Origin of the sequence: Hymenobacter sp. BRD128 (assembly GCF_013256625.1) — a bacterium.
GTDB lineage: Bacteria > Bacteroidota > Bacteroidia > Cytophagales > Hymenobacteraceae > Hymenobacter.
This window is the reverse complement of the sequence record NZ_CP053908.1, coordinates 3,816,296-3,837,093: the sequence shown is the minus strand read 5'-3', so window position 1 is coordinate 3,837,093 and position 20,798 is coordinate 3,816,296. Positions and strand designations below refer to the sequence as shown.

General features: G+C 62.6%; 17 protein-coding genes and 1 pseudogene. All 18 read right to left on the bottom strand.

What is annotated here, in order from left to right; all coding sequences use genetic code 11:
• Nucleotides 1–234: 234 nt before the first annotated feature.
• Entirely contained in the window at nucleotides 235–726 is a 492-nt protein-coding gene (locus tag GKZ68_RS17095; protein ID WP_173116910.1) for a hypothetical protein, read from the bottom strand.
• A 150-nt stretch (nucleotides 727–876) separates the two neighbouring features.
• Nucleotides 877–1,371, bottom strand: coding sequence for a DUF4385 domain-containing protein (locus tag GKZ68_RS17090; protein ID WP_173116909.1), 495 nt, complete (start codon nucleotides 1,369–1,371; stop codon nucleotides 877–879).
• 694 nt (nucleotides 1,372–2,065) lie between these two features.
• Nucleotides 2,066–3,739 (bottom strand): Ig-like domain-containing domain, encoded by a 1,674-nt coding sequence (locus GKZ68_RS17085; RefSeq protein WP_173116907.1) that lies wholly within the window; start codon nucleotides 3,737–3,739, stop codon nucleotides 2,066–2,068.
• A gap of 89 nt (nucleotides 3,740–3,828) precedes the next feature.
• Nucleotides 3,829–4,743 (bottom strand): methyltransferase domain-containing protein, encoded by a 915-nt coding sequence (locus tag GKZ68_RS17080; RefSeq protein WP_254244048.1) that lies wholly within the window; start codon nucleotides 4,741–4,743, stop codon nucleotides 3,829–3,831.
• Nucleotides 4,744–4,818: 75 nt separating this feature from the next.
• Nucleotides 4,819–4,989 (bottom strand): hypothetical protein, encoded by a 171-nt coding sequence (locus GKZ68_RS17075; protein WP_173116903.1) that lies wholly within the window; start codon nucleotides 4,987–4,989, stop codon nucleotides 4,819–4,821.
• A 231-nt stretch (nucleotides 4,990–5,220) separates the two neighbouring features.
• Nucleotides 5,221–7,087, bottom strand: a pseudogene (mnmG, locus tag GKZ68_RS17070) (tRNA uridine-5-carboxymethylaminomethyl(34) synthesis enzyme MnmG).
• Nucleotides 7,088–7,194: 107 nt separating this feature from the next.
• Nucleotides 7,195–7,650, bottom strand: coding sequence for a GNAT family N-acetyltransferase (locus GKZ68_RS17065; protein WP_173116901.1), 456 nt, complete (start codon nucleotides 7,648–7,650; stop codon nucleotides 7,195–7,197).
• 52 nt (nucleotides 7,651–7,702) lie between these two features.
• Entirely contained in the window at nucleotides 7,703–8,419 is a 717-nt protein-coding gene (locus GKZ68_RS17060) for a GNAT family N-acetyltransferase (protein WP_254244047.1), read from the bottom strand.
• Between the two features lie 21 nt (nucleotides 8,420–8,440).
• The gene (gene ybeY, locus GKZ68_RS17055; protein WP_173116899.1) at nucleotides 8,441–8,908 is read right to left on the bottom strand and encodes an rRNA maturation RNase YbeY; all 468 of its coding nucleotides are present in this window, start codon (nucleotides 8,906–8,908) and stop codon (nucleotides 8,441–8,443) included.
• Complete coding sequence (locus GKZ68_RS17050; protein ID WP_173116897.1) at nucleotides 8,905–9,345, bottom strand: ATP-binding protein; 441 nt, start codon at nucleotides 9,343–9,345, stop codon at nucleotides 8,905–8,907. Before GKZ68_RS17050 ends, ybeY begins: the two co-directional genes overlap by 4 nt.
• 182 nt (nucleotides 9,346–9,527) lie before the next feature.
• On the bottom strand, nucleotides 9,528–13,028 hold the full coding sequence (locus tag GKZ68_RS17045) for a DUF4175 family protein (protein WP_254244046.1): 3,501 nt from the start codon (nucleotides 13,026–13,028) through the stop codon (nucleotides 9,528–9,530).
• 108 nt (nucleotides 13,029–13,136) lie between these two features.
• Nucleotides 13,137–14,666, bottom strand: coding sequence for a TlpA disulfide reductase family protein (locus tag GKZ68_RS17040; RefSeq protein WP_173116895.1), 1,530 nt, complete (start codon nucleotides 14,664–14,666; stop codon nucleotides 13,137–13,139).
• Between the two features lie 15 nt (nucleotides 14,667–14,681).
• Nucleotides 14,682–15,128, bottom strand: coding sequence for an erythromycin esterase family protein (locus GKZ68_RS22770; protein ID WP_173116893.1), 447 nt, complete (start codon nucleotides 15,126–15,128; stop codon nucleotides 14,682–14,684).
• 57 nt (nucleotides 15,129–15,185) lie between these two features.
• Nucleotides 15,186–17,060: an erythromycin esterase family protein gene (locus tag GKZ68_RS22765; protein WP_173116891.1), complete on the bottom strand. Its 1,875-nt coding sequence runs from the start codon at nucleotides 17,058–17,060 to the stop codon at nucleotides 15,186–15,188.
• Between the two features lie 14 nt (nucleotides 17,061–17,074).
• Nucleotides 17,075–18,412, bottom strand: a complete 1,338-nt coding sequence (locus GKZ68_RS17025; protein ID WP_173116889.1) for a M56 family metallopeptidase — start codon at nucleotides 18,410–18,412, stop codon at nucleotides 17,075–17,077.
• 2 nt (nucleotides 18,413–18,414) lie between these two features.
• Nucleotides 18,415–18,780, bottom strand: coding sequence for a BlaI/MecI/CopY family transcriptional regulator (locus tag GKZ68_RS17020; RefSeq protein WP_173116887.1), 366 nt, complete (start codon nucleotides 18,778–18,780; stop codon nucleotides 18,415–18,417).
• Between the two features lie 196 nt (nucleotides 18,781–18,976).
• A complete protein-coding gene (locus GKZ68_RS17015; RefSeq protein ID WP_173116885.1) occupies nucleotides 18,977–19,405 on the bottom strand; it encodes a hypothetical protein in 429 nt (142 codons plus the stop codon).
• 46 nt (nucleotides 19,406–19,451) lie between these two features.
• Entirely contained in the window at nucleotides 19,452–20,702 is a 1,251-nt protein-coding gene (locus GKZ68_RS17010) for a TCR/Tet family MFS transporter (RefSeq protein WP_173116883.1), read from the bottom strand.
• Nucleotides 20,703–20,798 lie beyond the last annotated feature (96 nt).

Below are 20,798 nucleotides of genomic sequence, written 5' to 3'. Positions count from 1 at the left end.
AATAATTGCGGACTAAAAGCACAAGCTGCCTAGTAAAAAAGCCAACCCGATTAGGGTTGGCTTTTTTACTAGGCAGCTTGGCCAGAGTAAATTTTGATAACCTGGGAATAATCCCAGCTTCACCGAGTTATCCACTTATCCACACTGAAAAACGGGCTTTTTGTGGATAACTTCCGCTATTGGTTGGTCATTACTGGATAAAGCCGGGAACTTTCAGGCTTTCAGCGGCTAGCCTTATTTGGGCCACTGTACCTCCAGGTCGTCGTTGATGAAGACGCCGAAGTTGACGAATTGCAGCAGGCCTTCTTCAAAATACAGGTCAATCATCGACTTCTCGTAAGACAAGCGCACTTCGCCGCCTTCCATCGTTTCAACTTCGGGCGCGCCCTGGCCCTGCCGCTGCATCAGCGCCTTAATCTGGTCGAGCGGCCGGCCGTGAATAGCCTCGCCGAAGAGGCGCAGGTTGGGGTTGTCAGTCTCAATGCAGCTCAGGCGGAAGTCATCCTCGCGGTCGAAGTAGAGTGAGAGCAGGTGGTCGTCTTCGTAGTAATTCCAGGCCTGATGCTCAAACTCGTCCTCGTCTTCCGACTCGTCGATTTCCTCGGGCTCGCCCACTAGGGTGCGCACCTCGTCCATGGTGGTGCCGAAGCGCAGCGGGCCCATGCCGGTGCCCAGGATAATTTCATTCTCCTCGATGCTGCTAGGGGGGGTGGTGGGGGTGCTCATGGTGAACGATGGTTAAAGATTAGTGCAAAGGTAGCCAGACAAAATACGTCCGTCATTGCGAGCGCAGCGCGGCTATCGCCCCCACACGGCACCCGAACGATTTCGTTCTGGAGCGATTGCCGCGCTGCGCTCGCAATGACAGGTATTTCTTCACTTCCCATATTTTGCCTCGAAGGCGGCTTTCTGGCGTTGGTACTCGGGCAGGTTTTTGGCCTCGTCCCACTTCTGCTTAAAAATGGCGGCGGCTTCTACTTTATCCGCGTCAGGATGTGCATTACGGGGCAATTCGGCGCGGCCGTGGGCGCCGCTCTGGCCTTTTTTATCGGCGGGCACGGGGCCGGCGTATTTCCTGCCGCCCTGGTGGTTGGCGTAGCGCCGGGCGCGGGTGTAGCCCATCTGCAAAAACTTGCGCGCCATGTCGGCCCCCACAAAATCCTCCTCCTGCAAATACCCCTCGAAAAGCTGCCAAATAGCGGCCGACGACTCCCGGGCCGCCGCCGCATCCTTAAAGCGCCAGTGGGGCAGGATTTCGCCCTTGTAGGGCTGCACCAGCAGCACGCCCTGCTCGCCCCGGCCCACGCGGTAAAGCTCGGGGTGCTTTCTGAAATCGAGGGTGGGAAAATCGAGGGTGTAATCGAACGGCATGGCTGGCGCGGCGCGGCACTTATCCACCGCCCGGTGCACAACGGCCCGCGCGGGGCCAGGGTTAGCCGGCTAGCCCCACCCGGCGAGTTTTCAACGGCCCGGGGTTTTCCACAAACTCAATTTGTGAATTAATTTCTTTTTTAAAAAATCCCTTTTTGTTTTCATCCATCAGGGCAGTGGATAAGTGGATAACGCCCGGGAGTTGTCCACAGCGTGGATAAGGGGTGCACAACTATGGGCTTATGCACGGGCTATCCACAGGCATTGTGCATATCATTCGGGTAGTTGTCAAGGACTTAACCGGGTTATCCACTATTCACAAGGGTTATCCACGAATCCACAATCCACAGGCTGGCGGGGGTGTGGATTGTGTTCGTCAGCCCCGGAAGTTATCCACGGTTATCCACAAGCCGGCTTAGCTGCCAGCCGGGCCGAACGGCCAAAAAAACTTGTGCTCATTTTATCCACCGTTGGCGGGAGGCTTTCCCCAGACTTATCCACAGGAATACGTTCGCTAGCCTCCATTCGTGGATAACCCGGTGGATAACCCGTGCATAAATGCAAAATGCCGCGCCCAGTAACTGGAAACGCGGCTTAGTTATCCACCATCACCAAACGAAAACGCCCGCTAACCAGAGTTGGCGGGCGTTTTTACACAAAAGCTGTGGAAAGGTGCGGGTAGTTACTGATTAGGCTAGAAAGTCAGTGTCTCATCAATCTCAAAGCCCGAGCGCACGTCAAGCAGCTTGGGGTCGAGGTAGACGGGCTCGGGTGCCAGGCGCAGGTTGGGGTCGGCGCCGCGCCAGTGGCCATCGCCGTCCTGGTCGATAAGCACACGCAGGCGGTACTTGCCGGGCGCCAGGTAGTCGAAGCGATACGTACCGCGCGGGTTGTGCAGCTGGGCCACCACCTGGTATTTCTCATCGAGCAGCTGCAAGTCAAACGACTTGTACTTGGTCTGGATGGTGCCCATAATCTGGCCGCTAGGGTCCTGGTCCACCACCGGCAGGCGCAGCGGCCGCCGCAAGAGCAGCGACTGCCCCGTCACGGCCAGCAGGGCCGTAGTGTCGAGCCGAATCTCGATGTTTTTCAGCGCCTTGGTATCGAGCTTCACCGTGAGCTCGGTGCGGCTGGCATTGAGGCTAGCCTCGGCGGGCACGCGCAGGGCGTGGGTTTTCACCGAGTCTTCGGTAAGCGTGCCGGGGCTGCGGCCCGCCGCCAGCTGCACCGGCACCGGGAAGCGAAACTTCACCTGGCCCTGCCGGTACACGCTGCGCGGGTTGCCCACCACGGCGGTGCCCACGGCGGCGGGCGCTTTTTTGCCCACGGCGGTAGGCACCGGAAAGCGCACGTTGAGCGTGTCGCGCCGCGGGTTGCCCACGCTATCGGTGGCGGCCAGCAGGTAGCGGCCATCCACTACGGTAGGGGTCTTGTAAATCAAGACGCTGCGCCCCTGGTCGGTAATTTCGGTGGCCTGCTGCACGGCCGCCTGGGTGGCGGCATCGGCCGGGGTTAGCGGGGCTAGCGTAGCCGTTTGCAAGCCTTCATTGAAGGTGATGCGCACCTGGCGGGGCGTAGTTTCGAGGCCGGTGCGGCGGGGTGGCAGGCGGTCGGGCCGCACGAGCTGCAAGGTGCGCGGCCCGATGGTGTCACTAACGGTAATGGGGCCGGGCAGGTAGGCGATTTTCTCGCCGTCGTCGAAGCGGTTATTGTTGTTTTTATCGGTCCAGGCGTACATGTTATAGGTCGCCACCCGAATAAAATTGAGTTGAAACTGACCCTTGGCATCGGTGCGGGCGAGGTAGTAGGGCTGGCCCCGGCGCACGCCCACCGTGTCGGTGGTGCGGTAGAGGCCCACCAGCGCATCGGCGGCGGGGCGGGTCGTAAAAAAATCGACTACCGTGCCGCGCACCCGGCCCGAGTCGAGGGTAGCGCCGGTGCTGAAGCTCAGGGCCTGGTATTTGGCCGGCAGGCTTTCGTTGGCGTCCACTATCGCCTTGCGGAAGTTGAATGAGTACGTGGTATTCGCCTCCAGCGGCTTCTTAAACGTGAGCGTGATGTAGTCGCGGTCGGCCAGCACCGAATACGAGTTGTCGGGCGGCAGCTGCGGGGTAATGAGCAGGTTCTTAGTCAGCTCCTTAAGCTGAATGGGCTCCGAAAACTTGAGGCGGATGAACTGCTGGTGCACGTTGCGGGCCGCGCTGTCGGGCGAGGTGCCAATCAGGCGCGGCGGCGTCTTGTCGCGCGGGCCACCCTGCGGCGAGCTGATGGCCGCGCAGCTGCCCAGCGCCAGCAGGCCCGCCAGCGCCAAGCCTGTTTGGGCGCCCCGGCCCGGCTGGCTAGCCCTCGCTTTTGCCCTGAACCTCAATACAAAACGAAAAGCAGCGCGAACACCCATCAGGAAAAAAAACGGCGGAAAAAACGTGTGCAAAAATACCCCGTCCGTGCCGGCCGGGGCTAGCGGCTGGCTTCGGCCCGCTCGGCTACGTAGAGCAAACTCGAATATTGCCCGCCGTGCTGCGCGGCGTACTGGTTGGATTTGTAGCCCGCTTTGAGCACGGCCAGCGGCCCGCCCGCCCGCTCGGGCGCCAGGTGGCGCTCGCTCAGCATACTGATGTAATAGGCATCGAGCAGCAGCGGCAGGGTTTGCCCCACGCGCAGGCCGTGGCCGGCCAGCAGGCGCTGCATGGTGGCCGGCACGAAGTGGTAGAGGTGGCGCGGCACATCATACGACGCCCAGTGCTCGCGGTAGTGCTGGGCATCGAGGCTCTCGGCATTGGGCACCGCAATGAGCAGCTTACCACCCGGCTTGAGCGCCGCCAGTAGCTGCTTGAGCGTGTCGTGCAAGGTGTGCACGTGCTCCAGCACGTGCCAGAGCGTGATGATGTCGAAGCTAGCCGGGGCTAGCTCAGCCAGCGCCGCGGCATCCAGGATGGGCTGGCCCACGCGGGCCGCCGCATCGTGGCGGGCGCGGGCGTTAGGTTCGAGGCCCGTCACCTGCCAGCCAGCTTTTTTGGCCCCGGCCAGAAAGTGCCCCGTGCCGCAGCCGTAGTCGAGCAGCCGGCCCGGCCGGCCGCCATTGAGCTTGCTTACCAGAGCCACTTTGTGCCGCACCGTAAAGTAGCGCGCCGCTTTGTACACGCGGTTTACCAGGCCCTGCGCCGCCGAATTGTGCGATACGTAAGCGTCTGATTCGTAATACCTGCCGATGCCAGCCGCATCGGGCCGGGGGTTGGTAAACTGAAAGCCGCAGGCCGCGCACTGCTGAATGGTAAACGCTTCCTGGCTTACTGATTGGTCCTGCACACGCAGCTTATCGTGGAGGTCAGGGCTGCCGCACACCGGGCAGTTGGCTAATAATTCGGTAGGCACAGGCGGAAATAACTCAGACTTCATAAAAGTCCGGCAAAGGTCGGGGATGAAGCGAATACATGCATTAAGAGCAGACTACTTGCCAGCGGTGGTTTCTTCCTGTGGCACATCGGGCGTAACACCACCGCCCATCGATACCACCATGGGCAGTAGGCTAGCCGTGCAGTGCGCCGCTCCCAAGCCAGCCAGCAGCAGCCACCGCAATGCGCGTTTCCAGGCTTGGCGGATTAAGTTATTGATGGTCATTACAAGACCTAGCCCGCCCAGCGCGGCCACGGCTAGCCACAGCCTGTACGGCAACTCTAACCGCATCACCGTGCCTAACCACGGATAACCCCCGTGGTCAACAGCAGTATAATGAAGCCACAGCCAGGCGCACCAGCCTCATAGCCCCAACCCCAGGGCAAACCCTAGCCCGAACAGCCAGCCCAGCGGCCAGCGCCACGGCCGCCGCCGAGCTGGCTGTTCGGGCCCCATCTACCGCCCCAAATACACCATCAGCACCGACACGTCGGCCGGGCTCACGCCGCTGATGCGGCTGGCCTGCCCCAGCGTTTCGGGCTGAATCTTGAGCAGCTTTTCGCGGGCCTCGTGGCTGAGGGCGGGCATGGCACCGTAGTTCAGCCGGCCCCGAATCTGGAAGTCTTCCAGCTCGCGCATGCGCTGGGCCTGCTGCTGCTCTTTCTGCAAATACGTCTCGTACTTGGTCTGGATAATAGCCTGTTCCTGCGCTTCTTCGCTGAACGCGGCTAGCTTCGCGGCCAACTCGGGCAGGAAGGCGGTCAGCTCGGGCAGCTCGATATTAGGCCGGCGCAAGAGGTTGAGCGCCCGCGTTTTCTCATGAATTTCGGCCGAGCCGTGTTCAGTCAGAAAACCATTTATCGCGGCCGGCTCGATGGCAAATTTCTCCAGCACGGCCAGCGCGGCGGCGGTGTCGGCTTCCTTCTGGTGCACGCGGGCCAGGCGCTCGTCGCTGGCTAGGCCCAGGGCGTGGCCCAAGGGCGTCAGGCGCAGGTCGGCATTGTCTTGGCGCAGCAGGATGCGGTGCTCGGCGCGGCTCGTAAACATGCGGTAGGGCTCGTCGGTGCCTTTGTTGATAAGGTCGTCGATGAGCACGCCGATGTAGGCCTCGTCGCGTCGCAGGGTGAAAGGCTCCTTACCAGCGGCGCGCTGGTGGGCGTTGATGCCGGCCATCAGGCCCTGGCAGGCCGCTTCCTCGTAGCCAGTGGTGCCATTGATTTGGCCGGCTAGCCAGAGATTGCGCACCGGCTTGGTTTCGAGTGTATTAGTAAGCTGCGTGGGCGGAAAAAAGTCGTACTCGATGGCGTAGCCGGGCCGGAACATCTTGGCCTTCTCAAAGCCCGCGATTTCGCGCAGGGCGCGGTACTGCACATCTTCGGGCAGCGAGCTGCTGAAGCCGTTGATGTAGCACTCCACGGTGCTCCAGCCTTCGGGCTCCACAAAAATCTGGTGGCGGTCCTTGTCAGCGAAGCGGTTGATTTTGTCTTCCACGCTCGGGCAGTAGCGCGGCCCCAGGCCCTTGATGCGCCCCTGAAACATGGGCGACTTCTCGAAGCCTTCCTTCAAAATCTCGTGCACCCGCTCGTTGGTGTACGTGATGTAGCACGGGCGCTGGCCGGTGAGGCGGGGCGTGTCGAGGTACGAGAAGCGGCTAGGGTTTTCGTCGCCGGCCTGCACCTCCATTTTCGAGTAGTCGAGCGAGCGGCCATCCACGCGGGCGGGGTGCCGGTTTTCATGCGCCCGGCCTCGAAGCCCAGCTCAATGAGCTGCTCGGTGATGCCGCGGCTGTTTTTCTCGGCCGCCCGGCCGCCACCGAAATTCTTTTCGCCAATGTGAATCAGGCCGTTAAGGAACGTGCCATTAGTCAGCACCACCGTTTTGCTGCGAAATTCGATACCCAGCGCGGTGCGGATGCCCACGCAGGCGTCGTTTTCAATCAGCAAACCCGTTACGGCTTCCTGCCAGAAATCCACGTTCGGAATCCGCTCCAGCGTCAGGCGCCACTCTTCGGCAAAGCGCATGCGGTCGCTTTGGGCGCGCGGGCTCCACATGGCGGGGCCCTTCGAGCGGTTCAGCATCCGAAACTGAATCATGGTGCGGTCGGTAATGAGGCCCGACTGCCCCCCAGCGCGTCTATCTCGCGCACTATCTGGCCTTTCGCCACGCCGCCCATGGCGGGATTGCACGACATCTGGGCGATGGTGTTCATGTTCATCGTCACTAACAGCACCTTCGAGCCGAGGTTGGCGGCGGCGGCGGCGGCTTCGCAGCCCGCGTGGCCCGCGCCCACTACGATGAGGTCGTATTCAGTATCGGAGAACATAAGAGATAGCGCTAAAGAATGGCGTGGCTGACCGGAGCTAGCCAGCAGGACAACAAAACCAGGCTACAAAGTTCGCCACAAAATGGCGAGCACTCCCCTACTTGCCGCTAGCGGCTCAGCGACTTCCGCATGCACACGCTGTTTTCCACGCCCACGTATTGCCCGTAGTTGGGCGTGCGCACGTAGCCACAGCGTTGGTATAGCGCGATGGCTTCGGGCTGGCGCTTGCCGGTTTCGAGCACGCAACTGGTGTAGCCTAGTTCGCCAGCCCAGCGCTCCAACTCGGCCAGCACCGCCTGGGCTACGCCCCGCTGCCGGTGCGCGGGTTGCACAAACATGCGCTTGACTTCCACCGCGTCGTCCGCAAATTCTTTGAAAGCGCCGCAGCCCACCGGCTCGTCGGCCTCATACGCCACTACCGCGTGCTTGATGAGGTCAATCTTGTTGTACTGGGCGTAGAAAGTGGCGTCGGCGCCGTCGCGTGCGGCTAGCTCGCGGTCGAGCAGCTGTACCAGGGCGCGGAAATCGGGATTTTCAGAAGTGGTGCGAACGAGGCGAAGCATGATGGCTAGGGCTAAGAAAGCCGCTAAAATAAAGCCGTGTTCATACGGTTGGTTACTCCGTCTCCTCCGCCAGGTCGCGGGCCTCGCGGTCGGCTAGCAGGCGCGTGGCTTCCCGGTTTACCTCCTCCCAGCTGAAGGGCCGCCACTGGTGCGTGCGGGCATTAAAAACCTCGGTAGCCGCCAGGCAGGCAAAGAGCTTGTAGTCAAACTTGGGGTAGCCATGCACCAAGTAGCCGGGGTAATAATAGGCTAGCCGGTGGCGGCGGGCGTGCTCCAACTTGAGCAGCATCAAATACTTCCCCAGACTGTGCTTATGGTAGGCAGGGTCGTAAAAATTGACGATGCCCGCGATGCTCTCGGTGCCGCTGTCGAAGACACCGGCCGCGATGAGGCGCTCGCCGTCGCGCACTTCCAGCACGTGGGTGTCGAAGATGTTGTGCGGGCTGCCTTCCAGCAACAAGTCCCCTAGCGAGGGGTTGGCGTCGAAGTCAATTGACTGATAATAGCGCGCATACAGCGCTTCGTATTCGGGCGTGAGTCGAAACGGCCGCACGGCTACTTCAAACCGCTCATTGAGCCGAAACAGCTGGCGCTGCTTGGGGCCGTAGGTGACCCTAGCCACGGCCAAGCGTAGCCAGTGGGTGGTGTAAAGGCCGGTTTCGAGGGGCAAAAACTGGCAGGTAAACAGGTTTTGCCCCATGCGGTAATAGCCTTGGGCGAGGTAATAATCCAGAAAATCGCCGGGCAAGCGGGAAAGCGCGACACTCATACCAGCAAAACGCGGCTAGCCCTAAAAGGTGCGCAGCGAGAGGCAGTAATCTTCCTTGCGGCGCATAGCCGTCTGGCTCAGCAAGTCCTTGTCGTGGTAGCCCAGCAGGTGCAGCACGCCGTGAATCATGACGCGGTGCAGCTCGTCGCGGAAGCTGATGTTCAGGTCTTTGGCGTTGTCGGCTACGCGCTCCACGCTGATGAAAATGTCGCCCTCCAGCACCTCGGCATCGTCGGCATTATCGAAGGTGATGATGTCGGTGAGCGTGTCGTGGTTGAGATACTCTACGTTCAGTTTGTGCAGGTACTCATCGGTGCAAAAGATGAACGTGAGCTGCGCAATACGGTACTCGTGCACCGCCGCGATGCGCTCAATCCAAGCCACTAGGTCCTCCGCATCGTGCAGGCCGAATTCGGGCACGTCCTCCACTACGAACTCAATGCCGGGCGCCTCGAAGTAGCGCACGCCGGCGGCGGCGGGTACGCTCATGCGGCGGCTTGCTCGGCAGTTTCGGGGGTGCTGGCAGGGTGCAGAGCGAAGGTGAGCTCCAGGCGGCGACCATCTTTGCTGAATTCGACTTCATCGGCCAGGTGGCGGATGAGAAAAATGCCGCGTCCACCGGGGTTTTCCAGGTTTTCGGGCGAGGTCGGGTCGTCGAGATTATTGTAGTCAAAGCCCGAGCCTTCGTCTTCAATCTCAAACTTGAGCTGGTTGGGGTTGACGTAGAGCGAGAGGTAGACGTTCTTGTCTTTATCAAACTTATTGCCGTGGCGGATAGCGTTGTTTACAGCTTCCGTGACGGCTACCATGATGTTGCCGTAGATATCGTCCTCAATCTGGAACGTATCCTTGGAATTATCAATGAAGCTTTCCACGACGCGGATATTTTCCACGAGCGACGGAATCTGAATTTTAACCTGCTTCATAAGGGGGAGCGAAGGAATAGCGAGAGCGGCGCGGGTAGCGGGACGGCAAAAATAGAAAACGACGGGTAAAAAACAGGCAATGCCGTAGCATCGTGGTTTTCGGCCACTTGGATAGCACTGCCTGGAGTTTTGGAGGTAGCAACCCGCCTCTACGTAAAGTGGTTGGGCGGGTTGTCAGTATGCTAGCGAGTTTTTTGGAAATACTCACTCACTTTCTGCTGATAATAAGGCGTTAAAGCAGGCTGCTGTCGACGTAAAATTTCTGTTTGCTGCTCAGGGGCGGCCGCTTTATACTTCTGGAAGGCCGGCGGAAACACCGGCGGGTGGTTTTGCGCCGCCTGAGCCTCGCGCTTGGTATCCTGGTCGCGCTCGCGGGCCGATTTTTCGGCTTCGAGCAGGCGCGTCAGTATCTGGCGCTGGCGCTGAATGGTTTCTTCAGTGAGGCGCTTGTTGACGAGGTCGGTTTCGGTCTGCTCCATCATTTTCTTCATTTCGGCGGCGTTGCCCCCGCCGCCCTGGCCATCTTTTTCCTGGCCGGGCTTGTTGCCCTGGCCATCTTTGCCGCCCTCCTTGCCACCGGGCTTGCTGCCGCCGGGCTGGAGGTTACCCAGCTGCTGCATGGCCTGGCGCAGCATCTGCTGCTGGCCGGCTAGCTTGGCCAGCTCCTGCGAAAGGGCGCGGCCTGTTTTGCCGCTCTGCTGCAGCTGCTGAATCTGCTCATTGAGCTGCTGCTGCATCTTGCCCAGGCTGCCGGGGCCGGGCGAGCTGCCCTTGCCCTTCTTCTTACCCTTGCCGCTGCCGGGCTGGGGCGGCCCCTGGCCCTGGCCTTTCATCTGCTGCAAGTCTTGCTGCATCTGCTTGAGGGCATCGGAGAGCATGAGGGCCAGGTTGTTGATGCTGGTCATGGCCTGCTGCTGGGTGGTGGTGGCGCGGGGCACGTCGCGCTGCTTGATGTGCGTGAGGCTCTCGTCCATGCGGCCATTCATCTCGCCCACCTCGCGGGTCACGAAGCTCTGGATGCGCGGCTCTTTCTTGGCCAGGGCATACAGCGAATCCTGGATAATCTGCGAGTCGTCGCGCAGCTTGCGCTGGGTTTGCCCTAGCTGCACAAAGCGCGGGTCGGTCTGGTCCACCACCCGGAAGTCTTTCATCAGCTTTTCCTGGTCAAAGCTGAGCGTCACCAAGTTGTCCAGAATATCGCGCAGGCCGTCGATGTTCTGCTGCTTTTTCTGTTCCTCGTCGTCGCTCATCTGGTCCTTCATCTTGCGGGCCATTTTCTTCATGCGCTCGGCGGCGGCTTTCTGGCTCTGGCTAGCCTTCTGGTTCTGGTTTTTGGAGAGCTGCTGCTCGCCGTCCTGCATGTCCTGGTCGGTTTGCTGCTGGTCGGGCTTTTGCTCATCCATGTCGTTCTGGTCGCCCATTTCCTTATCCTGCTGTTTGAGGTCGGCCATATCCTTTTTCAGCTGCTCAAACTCTTGGCGCTTCTGGGCCTGCTCTTGTTGCAGCTTCTGGTTTTCGGCTTTTTGCTGCTCAGCACTCTGCTTATTGTCAGGGTTATTCTTATCGTTTTCAGCCGTTTTCTCGGCCAGTTTTTCTTCTTCCTTGGCTAGCTGGTCGAGGCGGTCGGCGGTTTGCTCGGCCTTCTGCTCAAACTGCATCTGCTTAAACATTTCGAGTGCCCGGTCCAGCTCTTTCTGCAAGGTATTCTCTTTGTTTTCGAGCTGTTGCAGCAGCTTTTGCATCTCGGCGTCGGGCTGCTTTTGCTGCTCCAGCAGCTTTTGCAGCTTGTCGTAGAGCTTCTTGGTTTCGGGGTCGAGCAGGTCGTTCATGAGCTTTTTCAGCTCCTCGGCTTTCTGGGCCAGCTCCTCGCTTTTGGGGCTGAGCTGGTCCTGCTGCTTTTGCAACTGCTCAAACTGCTTTTGCATAGCCTGCACCTGCTGGTCGAGCTGCTGCTTCTGGTCGAGCATGTCTTCGAGCTGTTTGCGGTCCTGGCGGCTCAGGTCGCGCTTGGTCTTGAGCTTGTCCTGGCTCTGGGCCAGCTCGCGCTCCAGCTGCTTGCTCTGCTTGGCGGCCGAGCTCAGCTGGCTAGCCACCGAGTTGGCCTGCGAGGCCAATTGCTTATCGAGCTCGCGCCAGCTCGGCAGCCGGAATTCTAACGGCCGCGAGCGCGTGTTTTTGGGGCCGTGAATGCCGTCGTTATCTACCGCTTCTACAAAATATTCGAGGCGGTCGCCGGGCTGCATGGCCAGCGGTGCCAGGTTCCAGGTATACGAATAGGTGCCGCCCGCGCCGCTCGGCAGGCCTAGCGGCCGACTGGTGAAGCCGCCGCTGGCCTTCGAGTCGCCCCGATGCAAGCGGTAGTGCAAGCGCAAGGCAGTCAGGCCATAATCATCAGTAGCCGAGCCGCCCAGCGCCAGGTAGCGCAGCGAAGTCGTATCCGAAAACGCCTCCACCGTGAGGCTGGGCGGCGCATCGGGCACCACCGTGAGCTGGTAGCTGATGGGGTTGGCATTGGTAGCGGCGGCGTTGCGCAGCAGCACCAGGTAGGGCTGCGAGCGCAGCGCCCAGCGCTCGGCCACGAAGCTTTCGCCCTGCTGGCTAGCCTGCACCATTTCGGCGGGGTTGTCGAAGCGCAGGGCCAGCGCCTCGGTGGCAGCGGTGCTGAATTCCCAGCGCAATTGGCTGCCCTCGGGCACGGTGAGGTTGCCGCCGTTGCGCAGGGTTTCGGCGGCCCGGCCGGTGTAGGCCGGGTAAGTCACGCGCACCGTGAAGTCGCGCAAATCGGGCCGCTCCAGCACCGTGAGGTGGTATTCATCCGAGACGAAGCCCGCGCCGCTGAGTTGAAAAGTGACATCGGCGGCCGGCTGCTCGAAGGTGTAGCGAAACTCGCCCTGGTGGCCCGGCACCGGGGCGAGCGGGCGCTCGGCGCCGCCCTCCGTCAGCAGGCTTAGGCTAGCGGGCAGCGCTTTGCCAGCTACGGCTACATCAAGCGTAAAATTCTCGCCCTTGAATACTTTCAGCTCCCGGTTCTTCACCACAAAATCGAACGGCGCGGGCCGCGAGTAGTGGCGCCGGTAGTGCCAGATGCGGCTGGTACTCTGCGTGATGAAGCCTGGGAAAAACGCCAGCGCCAGCAGCAGCACGGCCAGCGGCGGCAGCACGTACTTCCACAGTGGCCGGCTTTGCTGCTGAATATCAATACCCTGGCTAAAGGATACGCCTTGCAGCTGGGCGGCGCGCTGCTCGAGGCTAGCCAGCAGCAGCTCGTTGCCGCGGGCCTGGCCTTGCAGCTGCAGGGCGTTCAAAAGCCGGTCCTGCACCTGCGGAAACAGCTCGCCCACCTGCCGGGCGGCCTGCTCGTCCGAGAGCAGGCGGCGCAGGTTGGCGAGCGCCGCTAGGGGTTGCCACAGCCAGCGGCCCACCGCGTACACGGCCAAAGCTAAGAAGGTGAACAGCAAGCCCGCCCGCACCGTCGTGGGCAGGTACAGGAAGTATTCGAGGGTATTAAACACCACGAATAAGCTCAGCAGCAGCGCCGCCGCTATCAGCCCGCCGCGCACCAGCAGGCTCAGGTAAAACTTGCGCTTGTAGGCATCCATCTCGGCCCGCACCTGGACCAGGGCCGGAAAATCAGTCGAAGAAACCCCGGCGGCCGAAGCCGGCCGGTCCGCTACCATCGTCATAGGCTAAGAAAAAGGCGGGTGCCGCTGCGGCCCGCGCCGCAACAAGGTACACCCCAGTCCGCCAACGCGGGCGGCATTGTTCCTGGTTCGCCCGCGCCTCATCGGGTTTTAGTGCAACCGCTCGCGCACCTGCTGATAGAGCTTTTCGCCCGTGCTAGGCTGGTACGTGTCGGCCTGCACAAGCTGCCCGTTCTTGTTGAATAACAAATAGTAAGGCACATGCGGCACGGTGGTTTCCAGGGCTTTTTGCAGGGCGGGCGGGGCCAGGTAATGGTACCCCTGCAGGTGGTACTGGGCAGCCATCGTGGCCCACTTCTCGCGCAAAGCCGGCCGGTCAATGGAGACGTACAGTACATCCACGTCATTCTCCGTCAAGAATTTATGCAAGGCCGGCTCATACGCAAACTGACTGATGCAGGGCCCGCACCACGTGGCCCAAAAATCGACGAACACCGCCCGGCCTGGCCGCAGCGCGCGCACCAGCCCGCCCAGCGTGTGCACCGTATCGAGGCTCGGCACGTCGCTGATGGCTAGCCCCTTGCTGCCGGCCACGTATTGGCCGAAGGCCGGCTTACTGCCCGCCGCTACGCCCGCCGCAACCCGCGCCTTGGCCACGGCGCGGGCCAGCACCGGGCTGTAGGCACTGGCCGGAAAGCGCTGCTGGTACGCCGCTACTACTGCCGCCAGGTCGGCGGGCGTGATGGTTTGGAGGGCGACGGCGTTCAGAATGGTACCGCCTACGCCGTGCTCCTGCACGGCCAGCGGCGCGTAGTCAAATACTTCCAGGTGCGAATCGACATCCGCCAGCTGCTTTTGAAAGCCGGCCCACAAATGACTGGCTGGCGCCGGCCCCGCCAGCATACCGCGGCTGATAAAAGAGGCTTTCTCGCGGTCCATCCCTAAGCTGCTGAATTGGTAGCGGGGCAAATCGGGATTATACTGCGCAAACAGCTGCGCCAGAAGCTTGCGCGCTTCGGTCCGGCTCAGGGTCAGGTGCAGGCGTGCGTCGGTCGAGTCTTGCAGGTAAGTGCCGAGTACCCCGCTCGTCCAAAGCACGAGGCGCTGCTCGGTTTCGGCTTGCAGAAAGGTGCGGCAGGTGGCCGAAATCTGGTGCTGGCGAGCCAGCGCGTCGAGCTGCCGGAGGTAGGTTTGCAGCAGGCCTTGCAGCTTGGGGAGCGCGGCCGCCGCGGTACGCACCGGGCCGAGCAGGTCGGTCACCCGGACTTGTTCGGCGGGACCGCCGTTGAGCAGCTTGCCATTGGCCAGCAGGTCGTTGGCGGCCGCGTTGGTGCCGCCGAAGGTGTAGGTGGCGCGGCCCGCGGCCTCTTCTTTTTTGGTGAAGCTCACCTGCGCGCCCGGCTCCACATACACCCAGTTGGGTGGCGCGCACTTGCCTTGCAGCAGCAGCAGACTAGTAGGCTCGCCGTGCAGCTGGTAGTGGAAGCGCCCGCCGCGTACCAGCGCCACATTAGGCTTTTCGCTGAAAAAATAGTTGAGCCGCCCACCCGCAATGGGCTCGGCTACGGTCACGGTCGTGGAGTCGGCGCAGCCCGGTAAGTAGCCGCTGATGGTGATGGGGGTCTGGGCACGCGCCGCCAGGCTGCCGGCCAGGGCCAGCGCCACGAAGTAGCTTTTCATATGTGGTAGAAGGAGTTAAGGTAGAAAGTGCGCCGGAGTTGAATCGCGCAAAAACACTAGCCCATCGAAAGCCCCGCGCAGGTCGTGCAGGCCAAACTGATGGCGCGTTTGCCGGCTACCAGCATCGCGCAACAGCTGCTGCTGAAACAGCCAGGCGTTGGCCTCCGTCAATTCCAGCTTGTGCAGCGATAGGAAGAAAGCCGGTAGCCCGGTACGCAGCCAGGCTTCGTAGCTACCCGGCGGCGGGGTTTCCAGCGGGGTAGCCACCCACTGGCCAGCCGGGTTTTCGGCGGCGTAGCTGCCCTGGCCCAGCGCCAAGCCCAGGCCCACGTAGCCCCCGCCGTAGGTGGCCCGCAGCCACTGGCCCAGGCAGTGCTCGGCGCCGTTGGAAGTAGCTGCCTGGGTATTGGAAACCCACAGTACCAGCCGCGCCGGGCCATCGTTCTGGCTGAGAAACTGCACGTTCTCGGCCAGGCAACCTATGCGGTAGTCGACGGCCTGCTCGAAGGACAGGCGGCTCTAGGTGGCGCCCTGCTCCACCAGGCGCAGGTAGTAGCGCTGGCGGGCCAGCGTGCGCAGGCTGGGCGGCAGGCCCCGTCGCAACTTGGCGCGGGCGTCGAGGCCGGCGGCCAGCTCGGTGGTGAGGCGGCGCAATGGGGCTAGCAGCGAGTCCTGCGCTTGGTCGGGCTGGTGGCGCAGGTCAATCGCCGCGCTGCTAGGGTGGGCCAGCGTGGTCAGCAGCGTGCGCAACTGCCGCACCCGGCTCTGCGCAAAGTCATCGTCGGCCGTCAGGGTTTGGGCAAATTGGTTGAGGGCTAGCTCGGGGTTTTGCACCGCGATGCCCGCCAGCCGCACCGGCCGGGTGGGGTGCGCCTGGTTGTGGGTGCGCAGCCAGCTCACTACCTCCAGCATTTCGGTGGTGTGCCAGTCGGGCAAGGCCGCCAGCAGCCGGGCCGGGTCGCCCTGGCCGGTCAGCAGGTAGTCATTGAGGGCGGCGCAGGAAGCTGGGCTGGCATCCAGCACGAGTTCGGTAAAACCTTGCTGAGCTACCAGGTAGCGCAGCAGCCGGGCGCGCCACGCCATTGCCTCGTGCGAGCCGGGCGCCACTGCCCCTACCCCCACCACTTGGGCGGGTCCCACTAGCCCGCCCAGCGGCGCCAAATCTTGAAAATCTGGAGCTTTGGGCCGCAGGGGCTTCAGCACGGTGCGAAGCCAAGCAGCTTCGGCGGCGGTAGGTGCCGGCGGCGTGGGCGGCGGGGCCGGCACGTAGGGCTTGCCATCGACGGCAAAGCGCAGGTTATCGACATCCACTACTGCCCCGGCGGGCAGCCGCAGACTCAGGGACAATGCGGCCAGCCGGAAGTAGTCGTTGGGCACCGTAATGGTAAGCGCAAAGGCAGTCCACTGCGGCCCAGGGGCAGGCAGCGCAGGCAGCGGTTGCAAGCCGCCCGCGCCCCAACTCGTGGGCGAGTCATTATAGTAGTCGCTGCCCCGGTCGGTGCTCAGCAGCGTGTAGGCCAAGGCCGGCGCGGACGAAGAGGGCCCAGTCTGCCGCCAGTAGCCCTGCACTTGTAAGGTCTTGCCAATGATAGCACTATCGAGCCGCAGCGTGCCCAAGTACACGGCTGGCGGCGGACCGGCGCTGCCCAGGCGGGCTAGCCGCAGGTAACGCCGGCCATGCTGAGGTTGGGCACTAGCCAGGGTCGCGGTGGCCTGGGCCGGAGCCGGCAGGGCTAGCGACGGCAAGCGCCGCTCAAAATCCCAGTTGGGCGTGAGAGCTTCGGCCGCCGTTAAGAACAGGCCTTCGGTGCCCGGCAGCGGCTCGGTACCCACGCGCTTGCCTGCCACCCGCACCTGCGCATCGTCGAACCACACGCGCCCGGTGCCGAATACCTGTAAGCCAACACCAAAGCTCTGGGCGGTGGCCTTCACCGGCAGCCGCACAGAAAAGCGGCGCCAGTCCGTATCGGCCGGCAGCGAGTCGATGGCTTCGGCGCGGTCGGTGCTGTTGCCGTCGGTGGTGCTCGTGTGGGCAAAGGCGTAGCCGCCCGCCCGGCCCCAAAATCCGCGCGTGCGCACCCAGCCGCTCACCGTAGCCACCTGCCCGCGCAGTGAGTCGAGTGGAAAGGCATTGGTGAATACCGCCGTAAAAACGCGCTTGTCATCCTCTGCGCCCAGCGTCAGTCGCAGGCTGCCCCGGCCCTGGTGCCGCACAGTGCTATCGAGCTGCACCCGCGCGCCCGGCGCCCGGACCCGCATCCATAGCGCCAGCGGGTGGCTGTGGTTCGCGCCAGGCTCTAGGCCCAGGTTGAGGCTGGCTTGGCCGTGAACAGCCAGGCTGGCTAGCAACTCCCCAGCTACTATCAGCCCGACTAAAAGCCTGAAGTGCTTCACGCTGTGCCGCCTGGTTATAGTTTCTCTAGGAAGTTGCCAGTAGCGTCAAACAGTAGGTACCCTTGCGGCCGGCGGCCTTTGGCCAGGAGGGCCTGGTAAACTGCCCGCTCCTTGGCCGCCGGGAGTATCTTATTAGTTTGAGCCAGCCGGCAATCAGGAAATGTGCGGGTTATGTATTCCTGCGCAGGTTTTGGCAAGTCCTGCGGGTCTATGCTGGGCACCAGCGCCGTTGCCTGGGCAAGCCGGTCATTTAAGTGCTGCACCGGTGCCGCTTGCTCATCGGCTTTAGTGGTAAGGGCAATAATAGAGCCCGACCCTGGTGAAAAGATGCGCGCTTCAATTCCCGCCAGCACCTTCATGCTCCCAATAGTCTGAGGGTCGAGCGCTTCGGCGGCGGGGCCGGTGGCAGGCACACCATTTATATACACTTGAGCCCCGGCTGGCACGTGCCAGGCAGCCGGAGCGGTCTGGGGCGTCTGGGCGCGGGCGCCGGTATAAGCCAAGGCTAGGGCCATCAGGAGCGGCGCGGCCAGCAGGTAGCGCCCCAGCTGGCGGGTAGTCGAAGTGGGTTGATTGAGCATGATAATGCGGTTTTTGAGGGTGGGAAAGGAGAAGTGAAAGGCCAGTGCCGGAGCCGGCACGCCGCCCGGCTGCTGGCGCAGCAGGCTGTATTGGTAGGCGCGGCGGTCGAGGCCGGTGTGCAGGGCGGCGCGGTCGGCCAGGTATTCGAGGTTGTCGAGCACGGCGCGGCGCAGCAGCCACGCGGCGGGGTTAGCCCAGGCCAGGGCGGTGGCGAGCTGGGTCAGCAGCACATCGAGCGTATGATATTGACGCACATGCGCGTGCTCGTGGCGCAGGGCGGCGGGCAGGCTATCTGCGTCGGCCAGGGCCACCTCGCTTAGGTACACCGTGCGGCCAAATGAAAACGGTCCGCCCGCGCCCGGCAGCACTCGCACCGCCTGGCCCAGCACCACGGTGGGCCGGCTGCGCCGCCGCACCAGCGCCAGGCTGCCCAGCTGGCCCAGCAGGCGCAACAGCAGTCCGGCCGTGCCAGCCGCGTACAGCCCCAGCGCCAGCCGCGGCCAGTCGAGACCAGCGCTAGCGGCCACTTCCGGCGGGGCTGGGCTAGCCACGTGCGTCACTACTGTGGGCAATAGCGGCAGCGCCCGAGCCGGCAGTAGCGCCGGCACCGGCAGGGCCGGGTACACGGCCGCAAACAGCAGCGCCAGCAGCAGGTAGGCGCGGTTCAGGCCAAAGAAGGTGAGGCCGCGCAGCAGCCCGTAGTAGGCCGCCGCAAAGAGGGCTAGCACCACGTTGGCTTTCAGCAGGTAAGTGAGCAGAACGGCCGCCATGACTACTCTCCTTTCGGCTTTTCGATGAGGCGGATAATTTCCTGCAAGTCGGCGGCGCTCACTTTCTCCTCCTTCGCAAAAAAGGACACCAACTCCTTATAGGAGTCGCGGAAGTGCTCGCGCACCAGCATTCCTAGCGAGCGGCGCTGGTAGTCTTCGGCGCTCACCAGCGGGGCGTAGCGAAACGAATTGCCGAGCTTTTCGGCCTGCACATACAGCTTGCGCTCTAGGTTGCGCAGCGTGCTGGCCAGGGTGGTGTAGGGTGGGCGCGGGGCGGGCAGCTGCTCCAGCACGTCTTTCACAAAGGCCGGGCCGGTGTGCCAAAGGGCGCGCAGGGCATCTTCTTCGGGTTGGGTGAGGCGTTCCATAAAGAGATTTACGAATTTTTCGTAATACTACGAATTTTTCGTAAATCTGTATCAAAACGCACCTGACTTTTTTTGCGCAAAAACTATAAAAGGGCTTTTTAAGTCTAAGGACAGCCCTTTCAAGCCCGAACTTTTTTGAGAAGCTACCAGCTTCGGTACATTTAAGCAGCTAGTGGCAGCCGGGCTAGCCGGCGCACTACCGGGCGGGCTGGTGAGTCTGTAGCCAGTGAATAGCCGCTCCTTCATCGCCAAAAAAATTGAGCGAATAGGGAGTTTCCTCGAATGTTTGGGGCGGGGCGTAGTCGGGTGCCTCTGTTATCTGGCGGTGCATGTCGGGGCTAAAGAGGTAGGCCACGTACAGCCGCTGCCCCAGGCGCTGGGCCACGGCGGGGTAATACTCATCGAGCAGCCAGCGCTTGGTTTCTTGGTCGGGCGAGGCCCGGCGGCGCAGGTCCTGCAGCCAGAAGCGGCAGCCCGTAGCCAGGGCCAGATTGGCCAGGTGCTGGTAGCAGGGGCGCAGCGCGGCGGGGTGCTCGGGCTGATAGCGCCAGCGGCCCAGCAGCACATCCAGGTCGGGGCGCAGAGTTAGCTCCAGTAGTGGAGTGTCGGGTAGCTGGTCGGGCATACGGCAGCAGTGCCGGGGGCTAGCGGCACTGCCACTCTAACGAAAATTAGTGCCCAGCGGGTGCTGCCGGCAACGGTGCCGGGGCCGTTGGCAGGCGCCGCAGCGGCCCCAGCGCCACCAGCAAGGCGAGCAGCGTGAGCCCCGCGCCTACCAAAAACGGCATTCCCGGAAAATAAACCGGGGCCTGGGGCCGCGTAAACCAAGCGAATAAGCTCGTCATCAGCAGCGGCCCCACCACGCCGGTGGCGCTGATGAGCGAGGTGAGCGCGCCCTGCAGTTCGCCCTGCTCGTTGGGCGGCACCTGGCTCGAAATGCTGCCCTGCAAGGCCGGCCCCGCCAGCCCGCCCAGCGCAAACACGCCGGTGAAGGCAAACATCATCCAGCCCCGCGAGGCGAAGGCAAACAGCACAAAGCCCGCGATATAAAAGGCCATGCCCACCAGCGTGGCCCGCGCCACGCCCAGCCGGGGGATGAGCACCCGCACCAGCCCGCCCTGCACCACGAGGGCACCCACCCCCACGGCGCCCAGCGACCAGCCAATCATGCTTTCATCCCACTTGAACTTGAGGATGGTGTAGAACGTCCAGACCGACTGCGTGGCCGAACCGGCCAGGTAGAGCAGCACCAGGGCCACCACCAGCCCGATTATCTGCGGGTAGCGGCCTAGCCGCGCCAGCGAAGCCACGGCATTGGCCCGCGCCCACTCGAAGGGGCGGCGCTGCGCGGCGGGCAATGATTCGGGCACCAAAAACAAGCCGTAGAGGAAGTTGCACAAGCTCAGCCCCGCCGCCACCATAAACGGTACGCGCGGCCCAAAATGCGCAAATAGCCCCCCCAGCACCGGCCCGATGATAAAGCCCAGCCCGAAAGCCGCGCCCACCAGCCCAAAGTTTTGGGCACGCTTTTCGGGCGGGCTCACATCGGCAATGTAGGCCGTGGCCGTGGTGAAGCTAGCCCCCGTGATGCCCGCGATGATGCGCCCCACAAACAGCCAGGCAATGCTCGGGGCCAGGGCCAGAAAAATGTAGTCGCACCCCAGCCCCAGCAGCGAAGCCAGCAGCACCGGCCGCCGCCCAAAGCGGTCGGAGAGCCCGCCCACCACCGGCGCAAACGCAAACTGCGCCGCCGCATAGGCAAACGAGAGCCACCCCGCGTATTGCGACGCCCGGCTCACGCCCTCGCCCGTGAGCTGCTCGATGAGCGTGGGCAGCACCGGGATAATAACCCCTAGCCCGATAACGTCGATGAGAATGGTGACGAAGATGAAAGCCAGCGCGGCCGGGCGTTTGGGCGACATAAAGCAGGTAGCAAATAGAAACACTACCCCAAAGCTGGCACAGAAAACGTGCTATTCGTGCTAACCTAGCCGTGCTTGGTAGCAAGCAGCCCTAGC

Bases quoted from the DNA above. Each gene is read 5' to 3' on its own strand.
- GKZ68_RS17075 (WP_173116903.1), bottom strand. From the start codon at position 4,989: ATGACCATCAATAACTTAATCCGCCAAGCCTGGAAACGCGCATTGCGG.
- GKZ68_RS17015 (WP_173116885.1), bottom strand. From the start codon at position 19,405: ATGCCCGACCAGCTACCCGACACTCCACTACTGGAGCTAACTCTGCGC.
- GKZ68_RS17025 (WP_173116889.1), bottom strand. From the start codon at position 18,412: ATGGCGGCCGTTCTGCTCACTTACCTGCTGAAAGCCAACGTGGTGCTA.
- GKZ68_RS17040 (WP_173116895.1), bottom strand. From the start codon at position 14,666: ATGAAAAGCTACTTCGTGGCGCTGGCCCTGGCCGGCAGCCTGGCGGCG.
- GKZ68_RS17020 (WP_173116887.1), bottom strand. From the start codon at position 18,780: ATGGAACGCCTCACCCAACCCGAAGAAGATGCCCTGCGCGCCCTTTGG.
- GKZ68_RS17065 (WP_173116901.1), bottom strand. From the start codon at position 7,650: ATGCTTCGCCTCGTTCGCACCACTTCTGAAAATCCCGATTTCCGCGCC.
- GKZ68_RS17045 (WP_254244046.1), bottom strand. From the start codon at position 13,028: ATGACGATGGTAGCGGACCGGCCGGCTTCGGCCGCCGGGGTTTCTTCG.
- ybeY (WP_173116899.1), bottom strand. From the start codon at position 8,908: ATGAGCGTACCCGCCGCCGCCGGCGTGCGCTACTTCGAGGCGCCCGGC.
- GKZ68_RS17010 (WP_173116883.1), bottom strand. From the start codon at position 20,702: ATGTCGCCCAAACGCCCGGCCGCGCTGGCTTTCATCTTCGTCACCATT.
- GKZ68_RS17095 (WP_173116910.1), bottom strand. From the start codon at position 726: ATGAGCACCCCCACCACCCCCCCTAGCAGCATCGAGGAGAATGAAATT.
- GKZ68_RS17090 (WP_173116909.1), bottom strand. From the start codon at position 1,371: ATGCCGTTCGATTACACCCTCGATTTTCCCACCCTCGATTTCAGAAAG.
- GKZ68_RS17060 (WP_254244047.1), bottom strand. From the start codon at position 8,419: ATGAGTGTCGCGCTTTCCCGCTTGCCCGGCGATTTTCTGGATTATTAC.
- GKZ68_RS17050 (WP_173116897.1), bottom strand. From the start codon at position 9,345: ATGAAGCAGGTTAAAATTCAGATTCCGTCGCTCGTGGAAAATATCCGC.